This window comes from Pseudomonas sp. UTLPPB19802 (assembly GCF_059730225.1).
Map to the genome: position 1 here is coordinate 6,947,927 of NZ_AP048545.1, position 15,658 is coordinate 6,963,584.

General features: G+C 61.2%; 14 protein-coding genes. 10 read left to right on the forward strand and 4 right to left on the reverse strand.

The genetic code is table 11. From position 1 onward, the window contains the following. Nucleotides 1–38: 38 nt before the first annotated feature. Complete coding sequence (locus AC6I6U_RS30685; protein ID WP_497879679.1) at nucleotides 39–2,144, reverse strand: molybdopterin oxidoreductase family protein; 2,106 nt, start codon at nucleotides 2,142–2,144, stop codon at nucleotides 39–41. Between the two features lie 135 nt (nucleotides 2,145–2,279). Next, the gene (plzR, locus tag AC6I6U_RS30690; protein ID WP_497879680.1) at nucleotides 2,280–2,570 is read right to left on the reverse strand and encodes a PlzR type 4 pili assembly inhibitor; all 291 of its coding nucleotides are present in this window, start codon (nucleotides 2,568–2,570) and stop codon (nucleotides 2,280–2,282) included. Between the two features lie 428 nt (nucleotides 2,571–2,998). Here plzR and argF point away from each other — a divergent pair, with 428 nt between their 5' ends. Together argF and AC6I6U_RS30700 are read left to right on the forward strand one after the other, a co-directional pair. Further along, nucleotides 2,999–3,919, forward strand: a complete 921-nt coding sequence (gene argF, locus AC6I6U_RS30695) for an ornithine carbamoyltransferase (RefSeq protein WP_497879681.1) — start codon at nucleotides 2,999–3,001, stop codon at nucleotides 3,917–3,919. Next, nucleotides 3,916–4,959 (forward strand): ABC transporter ATP-binding protein, encoded by a 1,044-nt coding sequence (locus tag AC6I6U_RS30700; protein ID WP_497879682.1) that lies wholly within the window; start codon nucleotides 3,916–3,918, stop codon nucleotides 4,957–4,959. The genes argF and AC6I6U_RS30700 overlap by 4 nt, the downstream gene beginning before the upstream one ends. A 56-nt stretch (nucleotides 4,960–5,015) precedes the next feature. Here AC6I6U_RS30700 and AC6I6U_RS30705 read toward each other — a convergent pair whose 3' ends face one another. Continuing rightward, on the reverse strand, nucleotides 5,016–5,798 hold the full coding sequence (locus AC6I6U_RS30705; RefSeq protein ID WP_497879683.1) for a PhzF family phenazine biosynthesis protein: 783 nt from the start codon (nucleotides 5,796–5,798) through the stop codon (nucleotides 5,016–5,018). A 95-nt stretch (nucleotides 5,799–5,893) separates the two neighbouring features. After that, entirely contained in the window at nucleotides 5,894–6,364 is a 471-nt protein-coding gene (ybaK, locus tag AC6I6U_RS30710) for a Cys-tRNA(Pro) deacylase (protein ID WP_497879684.1), read from the reverse strand. A 371-nt stretch (nucleotides 6,365–6,735) separates the two neighbouring features. Between ybaK and AC6I6U_RS30715 the strand changes: the two genes are divergently transcribed. The 8 genes from AC6I6U_RS30715 to AC6I6U_RS30750 all read left to right on the forward strand — a co-directional run bounded on the left by AC6I6U_RS30715 (nucleotide 6,736) and on the right by AC6I6U_RS30750 (nucleotide 15,638). After that, nucleotides 6,736–7,581 (forward strand): MIP/aquaporin family protein, encoded by an 846-nt coding sequence (locus AC6I6U_RS30715; protein WP_497879685.1) that lies wholly within the window; start codon nucleotides 6,736–6,738, stop codon nucleotides 7,579–7,581. A 90-nt stretch (nucleotides 7,582–7,671) separates the two neighbouring features. After that, nucleotides 7,672–9,177, forward strand: a complete 1,506-nt coding sequence (gene glpK, locus AC6I6U_RS30720; protein WP_497879686.1) for a glycerol kinase GlpK — start codon at nucleotides 7,672–7,674, stop codon at nucleotides 9,175–9,177. A 291-nt stretch (nucleotides 9,178–9,468) separates the two neighbouring features. Then, nucleotides 9,469–10,224, forward strand: a complete 756-nt coding sequence (locus AC6I6U_RS30725) for a DeoR/GlpR family transcriptional regulator (RefSeq protein WP_497879687.1) — start codon at nucleotides 9,469–9,471, stop codon at nucleotides 10,222–10,224. A gap of 271 nt (nucleotides 10,225–10,495) precedes the next feature. Next, nucleotides 10,496–12,034 carry a glycerol-3-phosphate dehydrogenase gene (gene glpD, locus AC6I6U_RS30730; protein WP_497879688.1) on the forward strand — a complete coding sequence of 513 codons (1,539 nt, stop codon included), beginning with the start codon at nucleotides 10,496–10,498 and terminating at the stop codon, nucleotides 12,032–12,034. Nucleotides 12,035–12,373: 339 nt separating this feature from the next. Next, the gene (locus AC6I6U_RS30735) at nucleotides 12,374–13,288 is read left to right on the forward strand and encodes a glutamate/aspartate ABC transporter substrate-binding protein (RefSeq protein ID WP_497879689.1); all 915 of its coding nucleotides are present in this window, start codon (nucleotides 12,374–12,376) and stop codon (nucleotides 13,286–13,288) included. Nucleotides 13,289–13,489: 201 nt separating this feature from the next. Next, nucleotides 13,490–14,236 carry an amino acid ABC transporter permease gene (locus AC6I6U_RS30740; protein WP_497879690.1) on the forward strand — a complete coding sequence of 249 codons (747 nt, stop codon included), beginning with the start codon at nucleotides 13,490–13,492 and terminating at the stop codon, nucleotides 14,234–14,236. Further along, on the forward strand, nucleotides 14,236–14,907 hold the full coding sequence (locus tag AC6I6U_RS30745; protein WP_497879691.1) for an amino acid ABC transporter permease: 672 nt from the start codon (nucleotides 14,236–14,238) through the stop codon (nucleotides 14,905–14,907). The genes AC6I6U_RS30740 and AC6I6U_RS30745 overlap by 1 nt, the downstream gene beginning before the upstream one ends. Continuing rightward, nucleotides 14,904–15,638, forward strand: a complete 735-nt coding sequence (locus AC6I6U_RS30750) for an amino acid ABC transporter ATP-binding protein (RefSeq protein ID WP_054057467.1) — start codon at nucleotides 14,904–14,906, stop codon at nucleotides 15,636–15,638. The genes AC6I6U_RS30745 and AC6I6U_RS30750 overlap by 4 nt, the downstream gene beginning before the upstream one ends. The last annotated feature ends 20 nt before the right edge of the window (nucleotides 15,639–15,658 follow it).

A 15,658-nucleotide genomic window follows, 5' to 3' on the forward strand; every position in this document is an offset into this window, starting at 1 on the left:
GCCGCCTACGGCGGTTCGCGGTAGGCGGCCACACCCATTCAGGCCGCAGCTACCCGCACGGGCACCCCGTTCAACGCCGCATTCCCGGACACCCGGTCGACTTGCCTCTCATCGGTCAGGTCATTGGCACTGGAGCCCGGCTGGCCGCTGGCGATGGCCATCCGTACACCCGGCCGCGCATGTCCCCAGCCATGGGGCAGGCTCACCACGCCCGGCATCATTTCGAGGCTGGCGACCACCTCGACCTCTATCGTCCCGACCCGCGAGCTGACCCGCACCCGCTGCCCGTCATCGAGCCCGCGGCTGGCCAGGTCGTCGGGGTGCATCAACAATTGATGCCGCGGCTTGCCCTTCACCAGGCGGTGGTAGTTGTGCATCCAGGAGTTATTGCTGCGCACATGCCGGCGACCGATCATCAACAGCTCGTCCGCCTCCGGCATTTGCTGCGCGGCAAAGCGCGCGAGGTCGGCGAGAATTTCCGCAGGCGCGGCCTGGATACGCTGGCCGGGAGTCTTCAGCCGCTTGCCAAGATTGGGGCCCAACGCCCCCAGATCGACGCCATGGGGATGCTCGGCGAGTCTCTGCACCGACAGCTTGTACTCGGACGCATCGCCATAGCGCCCCAGGCGCAGGCCCATGTCGATCATCTGCGCCGGCGGCATGGTCGGTTTCAACTCCTTGCCGGTACGCTCGGCAAAGGCCCTGGCCAGGCCGACAAAGATCTCCCAGTCATGCAGCGCACCCTCCGGCTTGGCCAGGATCGCCCGGTTGAAACGGGTGACATTGCGTACCGCGAACATGTTGAAGGTGGTGTCGTAGTGATCATTCTCCAGCGCCGAGGTCGACGGCAGGATCAGGTCGGCGTAGCGGGTGGTCTCGTTGATGTACAGGTCGACGCTGACCATGAACTCCAGGCCATCGAGCGCCTGCTCCATCTGCCGACCATTCGGCGTCGATAGCACCGGGTTGCCGGCCACCGTTACCAGCGCCCGTATCTGCCCCTCTCCGGGGCTGAGCATTTCCTCGGCGAGCGCGGATACCGGCAACTCGCCGCCGTACTCGGGCAAACCGGAAATCCGGCTCTGCCAGCGGTTGAAATGCCCACCGCTGGTGGAGGCCACAAGATCCAGCGCCGGCTCGGTGCACAACGCTCCGCCGACCCGATCGAGATTACCGGTTACCAGGTTGATCAACTGCACCAGCCAGTGGCAAAGAGTGCCGAATGCCTGGGTGGAAACGCCCATCCGGCCATAACAGACCGCCTTGTCCGCTGCGGCGAAGTCCCGCGCCAGTTGCCGGATCTGTCCTGCAGGAATCGCGCACAGCGGGCTCATTGCCTCCGCCGTGAACCCTGCAACCGCTGTCCGAACCTCCTCCAAGCCATCCACCGGCAAATGACTGTCCCGGACCAGGCCTTCCGCAAAAAGGGTGTTGAGCAAGCCAAACAGCAACGCCGCATCGCCACCTGGGCGTACGAACAGGTGCTGGTCGGCCATGGCTGCAGTTTCGCTTCGGCGTGGATCGACCACCACCAGCTTGCCGCCACGGGCCTGGATCGCCTTCAGGCGCTTCTCCACGTCGGGCACCGTCATGATGCTGCCATTGGAAGCCAGGGGGTTGCCACCCAGGATCAGCATGAAGTCGGTGTGATCGATATCGGGAATCGGCAGCAGCAGTCCATGGCCATACATCAGGTAGCTGCTCAGGTGCTGCGGCAGTTGGTCGACCGAGGTCGCGGAAAAGCGATTGCGGGTTTTCAACAGCCCGAGGAAATAGTTGCTGTGGGTCATCAACCCATAGTTGTGCACGCTGGGGTTGCCTTGATAGATCGCCACGGCGTTCTGCCCATGCGCCTGCTGGATCGCCGCCAGGCGTTCGGCCACCAGCGCGAAAGCTTCTTCCCAGCCAATCGGCTGCCACTGCTCGCCCACTCGTCGCATGGGCTGGCGCAGACGGTCCGGATCGTTCTGGATGTCTTGCAAGGCGACGGCCTTGGGGCAGATATGACCGCGGCTGAACGTGTCCTGGGCATCACCCTTGATCGAAGTGATGCGGACCTGGTCCTCGGTGGCGGTGGTTTCGATGGTCAGGCCGCAGATGGCCTCGCACAGATGGCAGGCACGGTGGTGGAGAGTCTTGGTCATGGCCAGTCTCTGTCTTGTTCTGGGCAGCCGGACAGGCTGCGGAAACAGAACTATGGCCCGTGACGCAAAGGCCCGCCAGCGACGTCAGTCTCGTGAATCGGGGGATATCAGGCGAGCGGATGGCGCCCGCAAGGGTCAGGACAAGGGCAGCCTGGGAGTGGTCTGCATCTGGATTTCCTGGACGGTCTGGACCTGCTCATGGGAAACCTGCACGCCAGTCAACTCGCCGATCAGCCGCCAATGTTCGTCGAGACCGGAACTGATGGTCGCCATGCGATCAATCATTCGCCGCCCCGATGCCCGCGTGACCTCATCGTCACTGCGCAACAATTCGAAGGACATCGCGGTCACAGAGGCGGTCATGTGCGTCAGCGCCTGTGCAGTCAGCTTCAGCAACTCCATGAGCTGTTGCTCTTTCGATTCCATTCCAAAGCCTCTGTGTGTCTGCAATGACACATTTATAACCTAGCCACATAGTTTAGGAAATGTTTCTACTTTTACCGGCTGTCCGAGCATGCCCGCAAAAGATTCGACCACCCGTTCGGAAAACGACCCGAACCCGCCTGCGCCCGCCGCATCAATTGCCAAAGGCGGTGGCCCCAGTGTACAACTGGCACAATGCGATTATCGGTACAGGCTCGGAAAACTGTAGCAAAAAGCGCGGAAATAACACGCGAGTCACCGTTCCAGCATTCCGAAACCAAGCCTGCTATTGGTAACACGCGACATTTTCTTATACGATCGCGTCTCCCCCTATTTCGTCGCCCCGTGCGGCTTACGCCGCAGGTCTCACCCGTTTTTCCGAAAAACCCGGTTTTGAGCATCTGCGGTCTGTTGCAAAAAGGTAGTCAATGATGAGCGCTAGGAACTTTCTCTCCCTGATGGATTGCACGCCCGCTGAACTGGCCGGGCTGATTCGTCGAGGCATCGAGCTGAAGAACCTGCGTGACCGAAGCGTGCTGTTCGAGCCACTCAAGGGTCGGATTCTCGGCATGATCTTCGAGAAATCCTCGACCCGTACCCGCGTGTCGTTCGAGGCAGGCATGATCCAGCTGGGCGGCCAGGCGATTTTCCTCTCGCCACGCGATACCCAACTGGGCCGTGGCGAACCGATCGGCGACAGCGCCATCGTGCTATCGAGCATGCTCGACGTGGTCATGCTCCGCACCTTCAAGCACAGCACCCTGACCGAGTTCGCCGCCCACTCCCGCGTACCGGTGATCAACGGTCTGTCCGACGAACTGCATCCATGCCAGTTGCTCGCGGACATGCAGACGTTCCTCGAACATCGCGGTTCGATCCAGGGCAAGACCGTGACCTGGATCGGCGACGGCAACAACATGTGCAACAGCTACATCGAAGCGGCCATCCAGTTCGACTTCCAACTGCGCGTCAGTTGCCCGGAAGGCTACGACCCGAGCCCGGCGCTGCTGGCCCAGGCCGGTGAGCGAGTGCAACTGGTCCGTGACCCACGGGAAGCGGTCCGCGGCGCACACCTGGTGAGTACCGATGTCTGGACCTCCATGGGCCAGGAAGAGGAAACCGCCAAGCGCCTGGAGCTGTTCGCCCCCCTGCAGGTGACCCGCGAACTGCTCGACCTGGCCGCCCCGGACGTGGTGTTCATGCATTGCCTGCCAGCCCACCGTGGCGAGGAAATCAGCCTCGACCTGCTCGACGACAAGCGGTCGGTGGCCTGGGACCAGGCCGAGAACCGCCTGCATGCGCAAAAGGCCCTGCTGGAGTTCCTGGTCAAGCCCGCGTACCAGCCTGCATGAGTCATTCGCTGCTGCTGAACCTGCACGACCTGGCCTGCGGTTACCGGGACCAACGGGTCGTGCAGAACCTCAACCTGCACCTCAACGCCGGTGACATCGGTTGTCTGCTCGGCCCTTCGGGTTGCGGCAAGACCACCACGCTGCGCGCCATTGCCGGCTTCGAGCCAGTGCACGCCGGCGAGATCCAGTTGGCTGGCGAAGTCATCTCCAAAGCCGGGTTCACCCTGGCCCCTGAGAAGCGTCGGATCGGAATGGTGTTCCAGGATTACGCGCTGTTTCCGCACCTGAGCGTCGCGCAGAACATCGCCTTCGGTATTCGCAAGCATCCACGGCTGGAGCGGATCGTCGACGAACTGCTGGAACTGGTGAACCTCAAGGGCCTGGGCCAGCGCTATCCCCACGAACTCTCCGGCGGCCAGCAACAACGGGTGGCACTGGCCCGGGCATTGGCGCCGGAACCGCAGTTGCTGCTGCTCGATGAACCCTTCTCCAACCTTGATGGCGAATTACGGCGCAAGCTCAGTCATGAGGTCCGCGACATACTCAAGCTGCGAGGCACCAGCGCGATCCTGGTAACTCACGACCAGGAAGAAGCCTTTGCTGTCAGCGATCATGTCGGGGTGTTCAAGGAAGGCCGCCTGGAGCAGTGGGATACGCCCTACAACCTCTATCACGAGCCGGCGACACCGTTCGTTGCCAGTTTTATCGGCCAGGGCTATTTCATCCGCGGGCAGTTGCAAACACCAGAATCGGTGCAGACCGAACTGGGCGTATTGCGCGGCAATCGCGCCTACGCCTGGCCAGCAGGCAGCCCGGTCGATGTGCTGTTGCGCCCGGACGACATCGTTCCGGAACCGGAAGGTCCACTGAAGGCACGTGTCACCAGCAAGACCTTTCTCGGCTCCTCGACCCTCTATCGCCTGCAATTGCCGAGCGGCAGCCAGTTGGAGTCGATCTTCCCCAGCCATGCCGATCATCAGCCCGGCGAGGAAGTCGGGATTCGCGTGGCGGCAGAACACCTGGTGCTGTTCCAGAGCTAGACCGGGTTATCGTTCTTCGCGGGCAAGCCCGCGAAACGCAACGCTAACCAATCGACTCAACCCAGCGTCAATCGTCCGCTGGCCACCAGGGTAGCCTGGCCACCGATTTTCACCCGATCACCTTCAAGTCGACAGAACAGCTCACCGCCCCGCCGCGAACATTGATAGGCCGTCAACTCGGACTTGCCCAGGCGCCTCGCCCAGTAAGGGATCAGCGCACAGTGGGTCGAGCCGGTGACCGGGTCCTCATTGATGCCAATGGCCGGAGCGAAATAGCGCGAAACAAAATCATGCTGCTCGCCCGGGGCGGTAACGATCACCCCTGGCCAGGGCAATTTCGCCACGGCTGCCCAGTCGGGCGTACAGTCGCGCACCGCCTGTTCGGATCCCAGCACCACGAACAACTCGTGACCGCCCAAGACATCGACAACCGGGGCACCAAGCGCCCGCTCGACGTCGAGGGTCACGCCGACTTCACTCGGCACGATCACCGGGAAATCCAGCCATAACCGATCAGCTTCACGACTGACACTCAAGGCTCCGGACTGGCAGATGAAGTCGATCCGTTCCGACTGTTCGCCATAGACCTCGAACAGCACGAAGGCACTGGCCAGGGTGGCGTGGCCGCACAGCGGCACTTCGGTGGTGGGGGTAAACCAGCGGATGCGCCAGGCAGCACCTTCAGGCACCAGAAAAGCGGTCTCCGCCAGATTGTGTTCGGCGGCGATCTGCTGCATCAACTCATCGGCCAACCAGGCGTCGAGTCGATAGACCATCGCCGGGTTGCCACTGAAGGGCCGCGAACTGAAAGCATCGACCTGGTGAAATTCAAGCTGCATGACGTCCTCTCTTTATTGTCCAAGAACGCCAGTGTGCCTCTGTCATTGTTCGGCTCCCAGTGACAGAAGCAGTGAATTTGCACCATACAGGCCTCTCAGGCGCGGCCGATGTCCGCGAACTTCGCCTGGGTGTGCTCGGCCAGCACCGCCGGTGCCAGCTCCACCTCCAGGCCGCGACGCCCGGCACTGACGAAGAGGGTCGCGAATGCTTGTGCGCTCTGGTCGATGAACGTGCGCAGGCGCTTCTTCTGCCCCAGCGGGCTGATCCCGCCCAATAGATAGCCAGTGGCCCGCTGGGCGGCGACAGGATCGGCCATTTCGACTTTCTTGACCCCGGCAGCCTGGGCCAGCGCCTTGAGATCGAGCGTTCCGACGACGGGTACCACGGCCACCAGCAACTCGGCCTTTTCACTGCTCGCCAGCAGCGTCTTGAACACCTGCGCCGGCGCGAGCCCGAGCTTTTCCGCCGCCTCCAGGCCGTAGGAGGCGGCTTTCGGATCGTGTTCGTAACTATGTACGCGATGTTCGGCACGAACTTTTTTCAACAGGTCCAAGGCGGGCGTCATGGTCATTCCTGGCAAACAGAAAGATAAGCGCGGATTTTAGGCCATCGCCGGGGAAAAGGCTGCACAGCCAAGACAAAACCGTCTATTTCAAGGCTCGATACAATTTAGTGAGAGCGCTCTGGACAACGTGTTCCTACAGGCAAAACCACGCCATTCACTCAATCAATAGTCACAATGTGGATGACAGTTCACTTTCGACCTTTGACAGCAGTGTTTCTTGTCTATATTTTTTCGAATCTGAAGATCATAGTCCTAATCCAGCAGTACCCAGCGGTAAGTCGGCTTCAGGGATGGGGATCCCCGAAAGTCGATGCAAGACCACGCCAACCATCGGGCTTGGCGTCACACAACAACAAAAATCGAGGTGTCCAATGACTACCGCTCTGAAACAACCATCGCTCTCGGGACAATGCATCGCCGAATTTCTCGGCACCGCGCTGCTGATTTTCTTTGGTACGGGTTGTGTTGCCGCGCTCAAGGTCGCGGGCGCCAGTTTTGGCCTGTGGGAAATCAGCATCATCTGGGGGATCGGCGTGAGCATGGCGATCTACCTGACCGCAGGCGTTTCCGGCGCGCACCTCAACCCGGCAGTCAGCATTGCACTGTGCCTGTTCGCCGACTTCGAGAAGCGCAAGCTGCCGTTCTACATCATTGCCCAGATCGCCGGTGCCTTCTGTGCCGCCGCGTTGGTTTACACGCTCTACAGCAATCTTTTCTTCGATTTCGAACAGACCCACCACATGGTGCGAGGTTCGCAGGCAAGCCTGGAACTGGCCTCGGTGTTCTCCACCTACCCGAATGCCGCCCTGACCACCGCCCAGGCGTTCCTGGTCGAAGTAGTGATCACCGCTATCCTGATGGGCGTGATCATGTCCCTGACCGACGACAACAATGGCTTGCCCAATGGTCCGCTGGCGCCGCTGCTGATCGGCCTGCTGATCGCCGTGATCGGTAGCGCGATGGGCCCGCTGACCGGTTTCGCGATGAACCCGGCACGGGATTTCGGTCCCAAGCTGATGACATTCTTCGCTGGCTGGGGTGAAGTCGCCTTTACCGGCGGACGTGACATTCCCTACTTCCTGATTCCGATTTTTGCACCGATTCTCGGTGCCAGCCTCGGCGCTGCGCTGTATCGCGGGATGATTGCCCGCCATCTGCCCAGCGCCGCCGTAGAGGAAGATCCTGCGACCGCTGCCAAAAAGGTCCAGGCTTCCTGATTCACCGCAATACGCCAGTCCCGGCGGGCATCGTTTCCCTGATGACTCCCGCCGAGCTTTTTTCCCTATATCAGTCCAAGGCAATCGAAAATGACCGACATTCAGAATAAGAACTACATCATTGCCCTCGATCAGGGTACTACCAGCTCCCGGGCGATCATCTTCGACCGCGACGCCAACGTCGTCTGCACCGCCCAACGTGAATTCCAGCAGCACTACCCGCAGGCTGGCTGGGTCGAACACGACCCGATGGAAATCTTCGCCACCCAGAGCGCGGTCATGGTCGAGGCCCTGGCGCAAGCCGGCCTGCATCATGACCAGGTCGCCGCCATCGGTATCACCAACCAGCGGGAAACCACCGTGGTCTGGGACAAGACCACCGGCCGGCCGATCTACAACGCCATCGTCTGGCAATGCCGTCGCAGCACCGAGATCTGCCAGCAGCTCAAGCGCGACGGGCACGAAGAGTACATCCGCGAAACCACCGGCCTGGTCACCGACCCGTACTTCTCCGGCACCAAGCTCAAGTGGATCCTCGACAACGTCGAAGGCAGCCGTGAGCGTGCACGCAACGGCGAGTTGCTGTTCGGCACCGTCGATAGCTGGCTGATCTGGAAATTCACCGGCGGCAAGACTCACGTCACCGACTACACCAACGCCTCGCGCACCCTGCTCTTCAACATCCACTCCCTGGAGTGGGATTCGAAGATGCTGGAAATCCTGGATATTCCCCGGGAGATGCTGCCGGAAGTGAAATCGTCCTCGGAAATCTACGGCCGCACCAAGAGCGGAATCGCCATCGGCGGTATCGCTGGCGACCAGCAGGCCGCGCTGTTCGGCCAGATGTGCGTCGAGCCAGGCCAGGCCAAGAACACCTATGGCACCGGCTGCTTCCTGCTGATGAACACCGGTACCAAGGCCGTGAAATCCAACCACGGCATGCTCACCACCATCGCCTGCGGTCCTCGCGGCGAAGTGGCCTACGCCCTGGAAGGCGCGGTATTCAACGGCGGCTCCACCGTGCAGTGGCTGCGTGACGAACTGAAAATCGTCAACGACGCCTACGACACCGAGTACTTCGCCAATAAGGTCAAGGACAGCAACGGCGTCTACCTCGTACCTGCCTTCACCGGCCTCGGCGCACCGTACTGGGACCCCTATGCCCGTGGCGCACTGTTCGGCCTGACCCGCGGGGTCAAGGTCGACCACATCATCCGCGCCGCGCTGGAGTCGATCGCCTACCAGACCCGCGACGTGCTGGACGCCATGCAACAGGACGCCGGTGAGCGCCTCAAGGCCCTGCGCGTGGACGGTGGCGCGGTTGCCAACAACTTCCTGATGCAGTTCCAGGCCGACATTCTCGGCACCCAGGTCGAGCGCCCGCAAATGCGCGAGACCACCGCCCTCGGCGCCGCCTACCTGGCGGGCCTGGCCTGCGGGTTCTGGGGCAGCCTGGAAGAGCTGCGCGGCAAGGCCGTGATCGAGCGCGAGTTCGAACCACAACTGGCCGAAGCCGAGAAGGAAAAGCTCTACGGTGGCTGGAAAAAAGCCGTGAGCCGCACCCGCGACTGGGAACCGCACGAAGGCAGCGAGTAAGACACATGAGCAGGGCTTGAAGGCCTATTCGCGGGCAAGCCCTGCTCCTACAGGAAGTGTGTGTGTACACCAACCTTGCGTACGACACAGGCCCTGTAGGAGCAGGGCTTGCCCGCGAATGGGACCTCAAGCCTGCCCCGACCAGCCGAACCGTCTCCAGTCACCCATCTCAAGCGACCGGCACCGGCCCGGTTTGCGACCTGAGAAACGTTTCAGCGGCCCTGCAAGTGGCAGACCGGTTCTTCCTGCGGCATCATGGTGGAATTTGTACGGCAGCCCAAAGGACGCCCAATGAATCTGCCTCCCCGCCAGCAACAAATCCTCGAACTGGTCCGCGAACGCGGCTATGTCAGCATCGAGGAAATGGCCCAGCTGTTCGTCGTGACCCCACAAACCATCCGCCGCGATATCAACCAGTTGGCAGACTCCAACCTGTTGCGTCGCTACCATGGCGGCGCCGCCTACGACTCCAGCGTGGAGAACACTGCCTACGCCATGCGCGCCGACCAGATGCGCGACGAGAAGCAGCGTATCGCCGAATCCATCGCTGGCCAGATCCCCGACCACGCCTCGCTGTTCATCAACATCGGCACCACCACCGAATCGATCGCCCGCGCCCTGCTCAACCACAACCACCTGAAGATCATCACCAACAACCTGCACGTCGCCTCGATCCTCAGCGCCAAGGACGACTTCGAAGTACAACTGGCCGGCGGCAACGTGCGCCGCGATGGTGGCGTGGTAGGCCAGGCCAGCGTCGACTTCATCAACCAGTTCAAGGTGGACTTCGCCCTGGTGGGCATCAGCGGCATCGACGAAGATGGCAGCCTGCTGGATTTCGACTACCAGGAAGTGCGGGTGTCCCAGGCGATCATTGCCAATGCCCGCCAGGTGATCCTGGCCGCCGACTCCAGCAAATTCGGGCGCAACGCCATGGTACGGCTGGGGCCGATCACCCTGATCGACTGCCTGGTGACCGATCAGGCACCGGTTCCCGCCCTGGCGCAACTGCTCAACCAGCACAAGATCCGTCTCGAGGTGGTCTGAGCCCATCAGGTCCTCCGGTATTCGTGCATCGCATTCGTGGGAGCGGGCTCGTCCGCGAGAGGCCCGCAGGGCCAGTAAAAGCCTTGCGGGCAAGCCCGCTCCCACAAGCGCTCTTTCTTCCTTGCTCATGTTCGATAATTTTCCTTTCAGCCATTCTTGATGAATTTTTTCAATCAAGACCGGGTGGCTGTGGGCGCACTTATCCGCTAATATTTTCGAAAATGAACATAAATGTTCGAATTCAAATATAGAAGACCCAGCGAGGCCGCCGATGACTTCCACCACCTTGCCTGCACAACCCCTTGCCGAGATCTATGACATTGCCGTGATAGGCGGTGGTATCAATGGTGTCGGGATCGCCGCGGACGCAGCCGGTCGTGGTCTTTCGGTGTTCCTTTGTGAAAAGGACGATCTGGCCAGCCATACCTCCTCTGCCAGCAGCAAGCTGATCCATGGTGGCCTGCGCTACCTGGAACACTACGAGTTCCGCCTGGTGCGCGAAGCCCTCGCCGAACGTGAAGTGCTGCTGGCCAAGGCCCCGCATATCGTCAAGCCCATGCGCTTCGTCCTGCCGCACCGGCCACACCTGCGGCCGGCCTGGATGATTCGCGCCGGCCTGTTCCTCTACGACCACCTGGGCAAGCGCGAAAAGCTCGCCGGTTCACGCAGCCTCAAGTTCGGCCCCGATAGCCCGCTCAAGGCGGAAATCGGTCGTGGCTTCGAATATTCCGACTGCTGGGTCGACGATGCTCGCCTGGTGGTACTCAATGCCATGGCCGCCCGGGAAAAGGGTGCACACATCCACACCCGCACCCGCTGCACCAGCGCCCGTCGCACCAAGGGCCTGTGGCACCTTGAGATGGAACGCGCCGACGGCGTCCGCTTCTCTATCCAGGCCAAGGCCCTGGTGAACGCGGCCGGCCCGTGGGTCGCCAGGTTCATCAAGGAAGACCTCAAGCTCGATTCGCCGTACGGCATCCGCCTGATCCAGGGCAGTCACCTGATCGTGCCGCGACTGTACGAAGGCGAACACGCGCATATCCTGCAGAACGAGGACCAGCGCATCGTGTTCACCATCCCGTACCTGGAGCGCTTCACGATCATCGGCACCACCGATCGCGAATACCAGGGCGACCCAGCCAAGGTGGCGATCACCGAAGCGGAAACCGACTACCTGATCAACGTGGTCAACGCGCACTTCAAGAAGCAACTGAGTCGTGGCGACATCCTGCACAGCTATTCCGGTGTTCGACCGCTGTGCAACGACGAGTCGGACAACCCTTCGGCGGTGACCCGCGACTACACCCTGGCGTTGTCGGCCAATGCCGAAGAAACCCCACTGTTGTCGGTATTCGGCGGCAAGCTGACCACCTACCGCAAACTGGCGGAATCGGCGATGGCCCAGCTGGCGCCATTCTTCACTCAGATGCGACCAAGCTGGACCGCCACTTCGACCCTGCCGGGCGGTGAGGACATGAGCACGCCGCAAGCCCTGGCCCAGGCGATCCGCGGCCGCTTCGACTGGGTACCAAGCGAGATCGCACGGCGCTGGGCCAGCACCTACGGCAGCCGCACCTGGCGCCTGCTCGAAGGCGTCCAGGAACTCGGCGACCTCGGCGAGCACATCGGCGGCGGTCTCTACACCCGCGAGGTGGACTACCTGTGCAGTGAAGAGTGGGCGACTGCGGCCCAGGACATTCTCTGGCGTCGCAGCAAACTGGGCCTGTTCACCAGCCCCGAGCAACAGCAGAAACTGCAGGACTACCTGGACAAGGCCGAGCAGGCTCGCGGCAAGATCGAAGCGGCCTGAGTCCAGGCCGCTGCTACCGATATCACTGCGGGGCCAGCCTGTTGGCCCCACAGCAAAGACATTCCCCTCTTCATATCCCCGCCCCCCATTCGGTTTTCCGAACGCTCATTCGGCCACCATTCGGCGATCCGGACGCAAGCCGCCTTGAATTTCGCCAAAATGAAATAAAAACCCTTATAAATCAAATAGAAGACTCGATTCGCCGGGTATGGCACGAGTCCTGCTCTATACTCCATCACCGAATGCTCACTCAGCCTCTAGGGGCCTGCGAGCTGTTCGCAGTATCCGAGGGCCGACTGAACGGCTCCATAAGAAAAACAATCTCGAGGAAAGTAACCGATGCGCATCGTTCCCCACATCCTGGGCGCAGCAATCGCCGCCGCTCTGATCAGCACTCCAGTTTCCGCCGCCGAACTGACCGGCACTCTGAAGAAGATCAAAGAGTCCGGGACCATCACCCTCGGCCATCGTGACAGTTCCATTCCGTTCTCCTACATCGCAGATAGCTCCGGCAAGCCTGTGGGCTACTCCCACGACATCCAGCTGGCCATCGTCGAGGGCATCAAGAAAGACCTGAACCTGCCTGACCTGAAGGTCAAGTACAATCTGGTCACCTCCCAGACCCGTATCCCGCTGGTGCAGAACGGCACCGTCGACGTCGAGTGTGGTTCCACCACCAACAACGCCGAACGCGCCCAGCAGGTCGATTTCTCGGTCGGTATCTTCGAAGTCGGCACCCGCCTGCTGGCCAAGAAGGATTCCGAATACAAGGATTTCGACAACCTCAAGGGCAAGAACGTCGTGACCACCGCCGGCACCACGTCCGAGCGCATCCTCAAGGCCATGAACGCCGACAAGCAGATGGGCATGAACGTCATCTCTGCCAAGGACCACGGCGAGTCCTTCCAGATGCTCGAAGGCGGCCGTGCCGTGGCCTTCATGATGGATGACGCGCTGCTGGCCGGCGAGATGGCCAAGGCCAAGAAGCCGACCGACTGGGCCGTGACCGGTACTCCACAGTCCTACGAAATCTATGGCTGCATGGTCCGCAAGGACGACGCGGCGTTCAAGAAAGCCGTGGATGACGCCATTGTCGGCCTCTACAAGTCGGGCGAGATCAACAAGATCTACGACAAGTGGTTCACCCAGCCGATTCCACCAAAAGGCCTGAACCTGCAGTTCCCGATGAGCGACAAGCTCAAGGCCCTGATCGCCAACCCGAACGACAAGCCAGCGCCTGACGCAAAGATCTGAGTCACGGCTAACCTTACTTCCCAGGGCTGCCAGCGCAGCCTGGGAAGTCTGCTGGACACCTGCTGTACTGGCTTCTTCTGAATCGCAATGGAACAACACTCGGACCGCGAGCGGTACCGGTGTGCCCGACAGACACTGGCGGGCGGGGCGGAGTCCCGGAAGCACGTGCTCGTACATCGATCGACCTGAGGGGAGACCCGAATGAATTACAACTGGGATTGGGGCGTGTTCTTCAAGACCACCGGCGTGGGCAGCGAGACCTATCTCGACTGGTTCATCTCCGGGCTGGGCTGGACCATTGCGATCGCCATCGTGGGCTGGATCATTGCATTAAGCCTGGGCTCCGTACTCGGCGTGATGCGCACCGTACCCAACCGCCTGGTGGCTGGCATCGCGACCTGCTACGTCGAATTGTTCCGCAACGTGCCGCTGCTGGTGCAACTGTTCATCTGGTACTTCCTGGTACCCGACCTGCTGCCGCAGAACCTGCAGGACTGGTTCAAGCAGGACCTGAACCCGACCACCTCGGCCTACATCAGCGTCGTGATCTGCCTCGGCCTGTTCACCGCCGCACGGGTCTGCGAACAGGTCCGCACCGGTATCCAGGCGCTGCCCCGCGGCCAGGAATCGGCGGCCCGCGCCATGGGCTTCAAGCTGCCGCAGATCTACTGGAATGTGCTGCTGCCCCAGGCCTACCGGATCATCATTCCGCCACTGACCTCGGAATTCCTCAACATCTTCAAGAACTCGTCCGTGGCCTCGCTGATCGGCCTGATGGAACTGCTCGCGCAGACCAAGCAGACCGCCGAGTTCTCCGCCAACCTGTTCGAAGCCTTCACCCTGGCGACACTGATCTACTTCACCCTGAACATGAGCCTGATGCTGCTCATGCGCCTGGTCGAGAAGAAAGTTGCGGTGCCCGGCCTGATCTCCGTGGGGGGTAAATAATGGAATTCGACTTCAGTGACATTGTCCCGGCCATCCCCGGCCTGTGGAACGGCATGCTGATGACCCTGCAACTGATGGTCCTCGGCGTCGTCGGCGGGATCATCATCGGCACCATCCTGGCACTCATGCGCCTGTCCCACAGCAAGCTGCTGTCGAGAATTGCCGGTGCCTACGTCAACTACTTCCGTTCGATCCCGTTGCTGCTGGTGATCACCTGGTTCTACCTGGCTGTACCGTTCGTGCTGCGCTGGATCACCGGCGAAGACACACCGATCGGCGCCTTCACCTCCTGCATCATCGCCTTCATGATGTTCGAGGCGGCGTACTTCTGCGAAATCGTCCGCGCTGGCGTGCAGTCGATCCCCAAGGGCCAGATGGGTGCCGCCCAGGCACTGGGCATGAGCTATGGCCAGACCATGCGCCTGATCATCCTGCCGCAGGCGTTCCGCAAGATGACCCCGCTGCTGCTGCAGCAAAGTATCATCCTGTTTCAGGACACCTCGCTGGTCTACACCGTCGGCCTGGTGGACTTCCTCAACTCCGCGCGCTCGAGCGGTGACATCGTCGGTCGCTCCAACGAATTCCTGATCTTCGCCGGTCTGGTCTACTTCATCATCAGCTTTGCCGCCTCGCAGCTGGTCAAGCGTCTGCAAAAAAGGTTTGCCGTATGATCTCTATCAAGAACGTCAACAAGTGGTATGGCGACTTCCAGGTGCTGACCGATTGCAGCACCGAAGTCAAAAAAGGTGAAGTGGTGGTGGTCTGCGGTCCCTCGGGCTCGGGCAAGTCGACCCTGATCAAGTGCGTCAACGCCCTGGAACCGTTCCAGAAAGGCGACATCGTGGTCGACGGCACCTCCATCGCCGACCCGAAGACCGACCTGCCGAAACTGCGTTCGCGGGTGGGCATGGTGTTCCAGCATTTCGAGCTGTTCCCGCACCTGACCATCACCGAGAACCTGACCATCGCGCAGATCAAGGTACTGGGCCGCAGCAAGGAAGAAGCGACCAAGAAGGGCCTGCAACTGCTTGACCGCGTTGGCCTGTCGGCCCATGCGCACAAGCATCCTGGCCAGCTTTCCGGCGGCCAGCAGCAGCGCGTGGCAATCGCCCGGGCGCTGGCGATGGACCCGATCGTCATGCTGTTCGACGAACCGACCTCGGCCCTCGACCCGGAAATGGTCAACGAAGTGCTCGACGTCATGGTCCAACTGGCTCAGGAAGGCATGACCATGATGTGCGTGACCCACGAGATGGGCTTCGCACGCAAGGTCGCCAGCCGCGTGATCTTCATGGACCAGGGCAAGATCATCGAAGACTGCAACAAGGAAGAGTTCTTCGGCGACATCAGCGCCCGCTCCGATCGCGCGCAGCACTTCCTCGAAAAAATCCTGCAGCACTGAAACCCTGCTTAGCCGCCTGC

Coding starts and splice junctions, on each gene's coding strand:
- ybaK (WP_497879684.1), bottom strand. CDS start 6,364: ATGACGCCCGCCTTGGACCTGTTGAAAAAAGTTCGTGCCGAACATCGC.
- argF (WP_497879681.1), top strand. CDS start 2,999: ATGAGCGCTAGGAACTTTCTCTCCCTGATGGATTGCACGCCCGCTGAA.
- AC6I6U_RS30725 (WP_497879687.1), top strand. CDS start 9,469: ATGAATCTGCCTCCCCGCCAGCAACAAATCCTCGAACTGGTCCGCGAA.
- glpD (WP_497879688.1), top strand. CDS start 10,496: ATGACTTCCACCACCTTGCCTGCACAACCCCTTGCCGAGATCTATGAC.
- AC6I6U_RS30750 (WP_054057467.1), top strand. CDS start 14,904: ATGATCTCTATCAAGAACGTCAACAAGTGGTATGGCGACTTCCAGGTG.
- AC6I6U_RS30745 (WP_497879691.1), top strand. CDS start 14,236: ATGGAATTCGACTTCAGTGACATTGTCCCGGCCATCCCCGGCCTGTGG.
- AC6I6U_RS30685 (WP_497879679.1), bottom strand. CDS start 2,144: ATGACCAAGACTCTCCACCACCGTGCCTGCCATCTGTGCGAGGCCATC.
- AC6I6U_RS30735 (WP_497879689.1), top strand. CDS start 12,374: ATGCGCATCGTTCCCCACATCCTGGGCGCAGCAATCGCCGCCGCTCTG.
- AC6I6U_RS30740 (WP_497879690.1), top strand. CDS start 13,490: ATGAATTACAACTGGGATTGGGGCGTGTTCTTCAAGACCACCGGCGTG.
- AC6I6U_RS30700 (WP_497879682.1), top strand. CDS start 3,916: ATGAGTCATTCGCTGCTGCTGAACCTGCACGACCTGGCCTGCGGTTAC.
- glpK (WP_497879686.1), top strand. CDS start 7,672: ATGACCGACATTCAGAATAAGAACTACATCATTGCCCTCGATCAGGGT.
- plzR (WP_497879680.1), bottom strand. CDS start 2,570: ATGGAATCGAAAGAGCAACAGCTCATGGAGTTGCTGAAGCTGACTGCA.
- AC6I6U_RS30705 (WP_497879683.1), bottom strand. CDS start 5,798: ATGCAGCTTGAATTTCACCAGGTCGATGCTTTCAGTTCGCGGCCCTTC.
- AC6I6U_RS30715 (WP_497879685.1), top strand. CDS start 6,736: ATGACTACCGCTCTGAAACAACCATCGCTCTCGGGACAATGCATCGCC.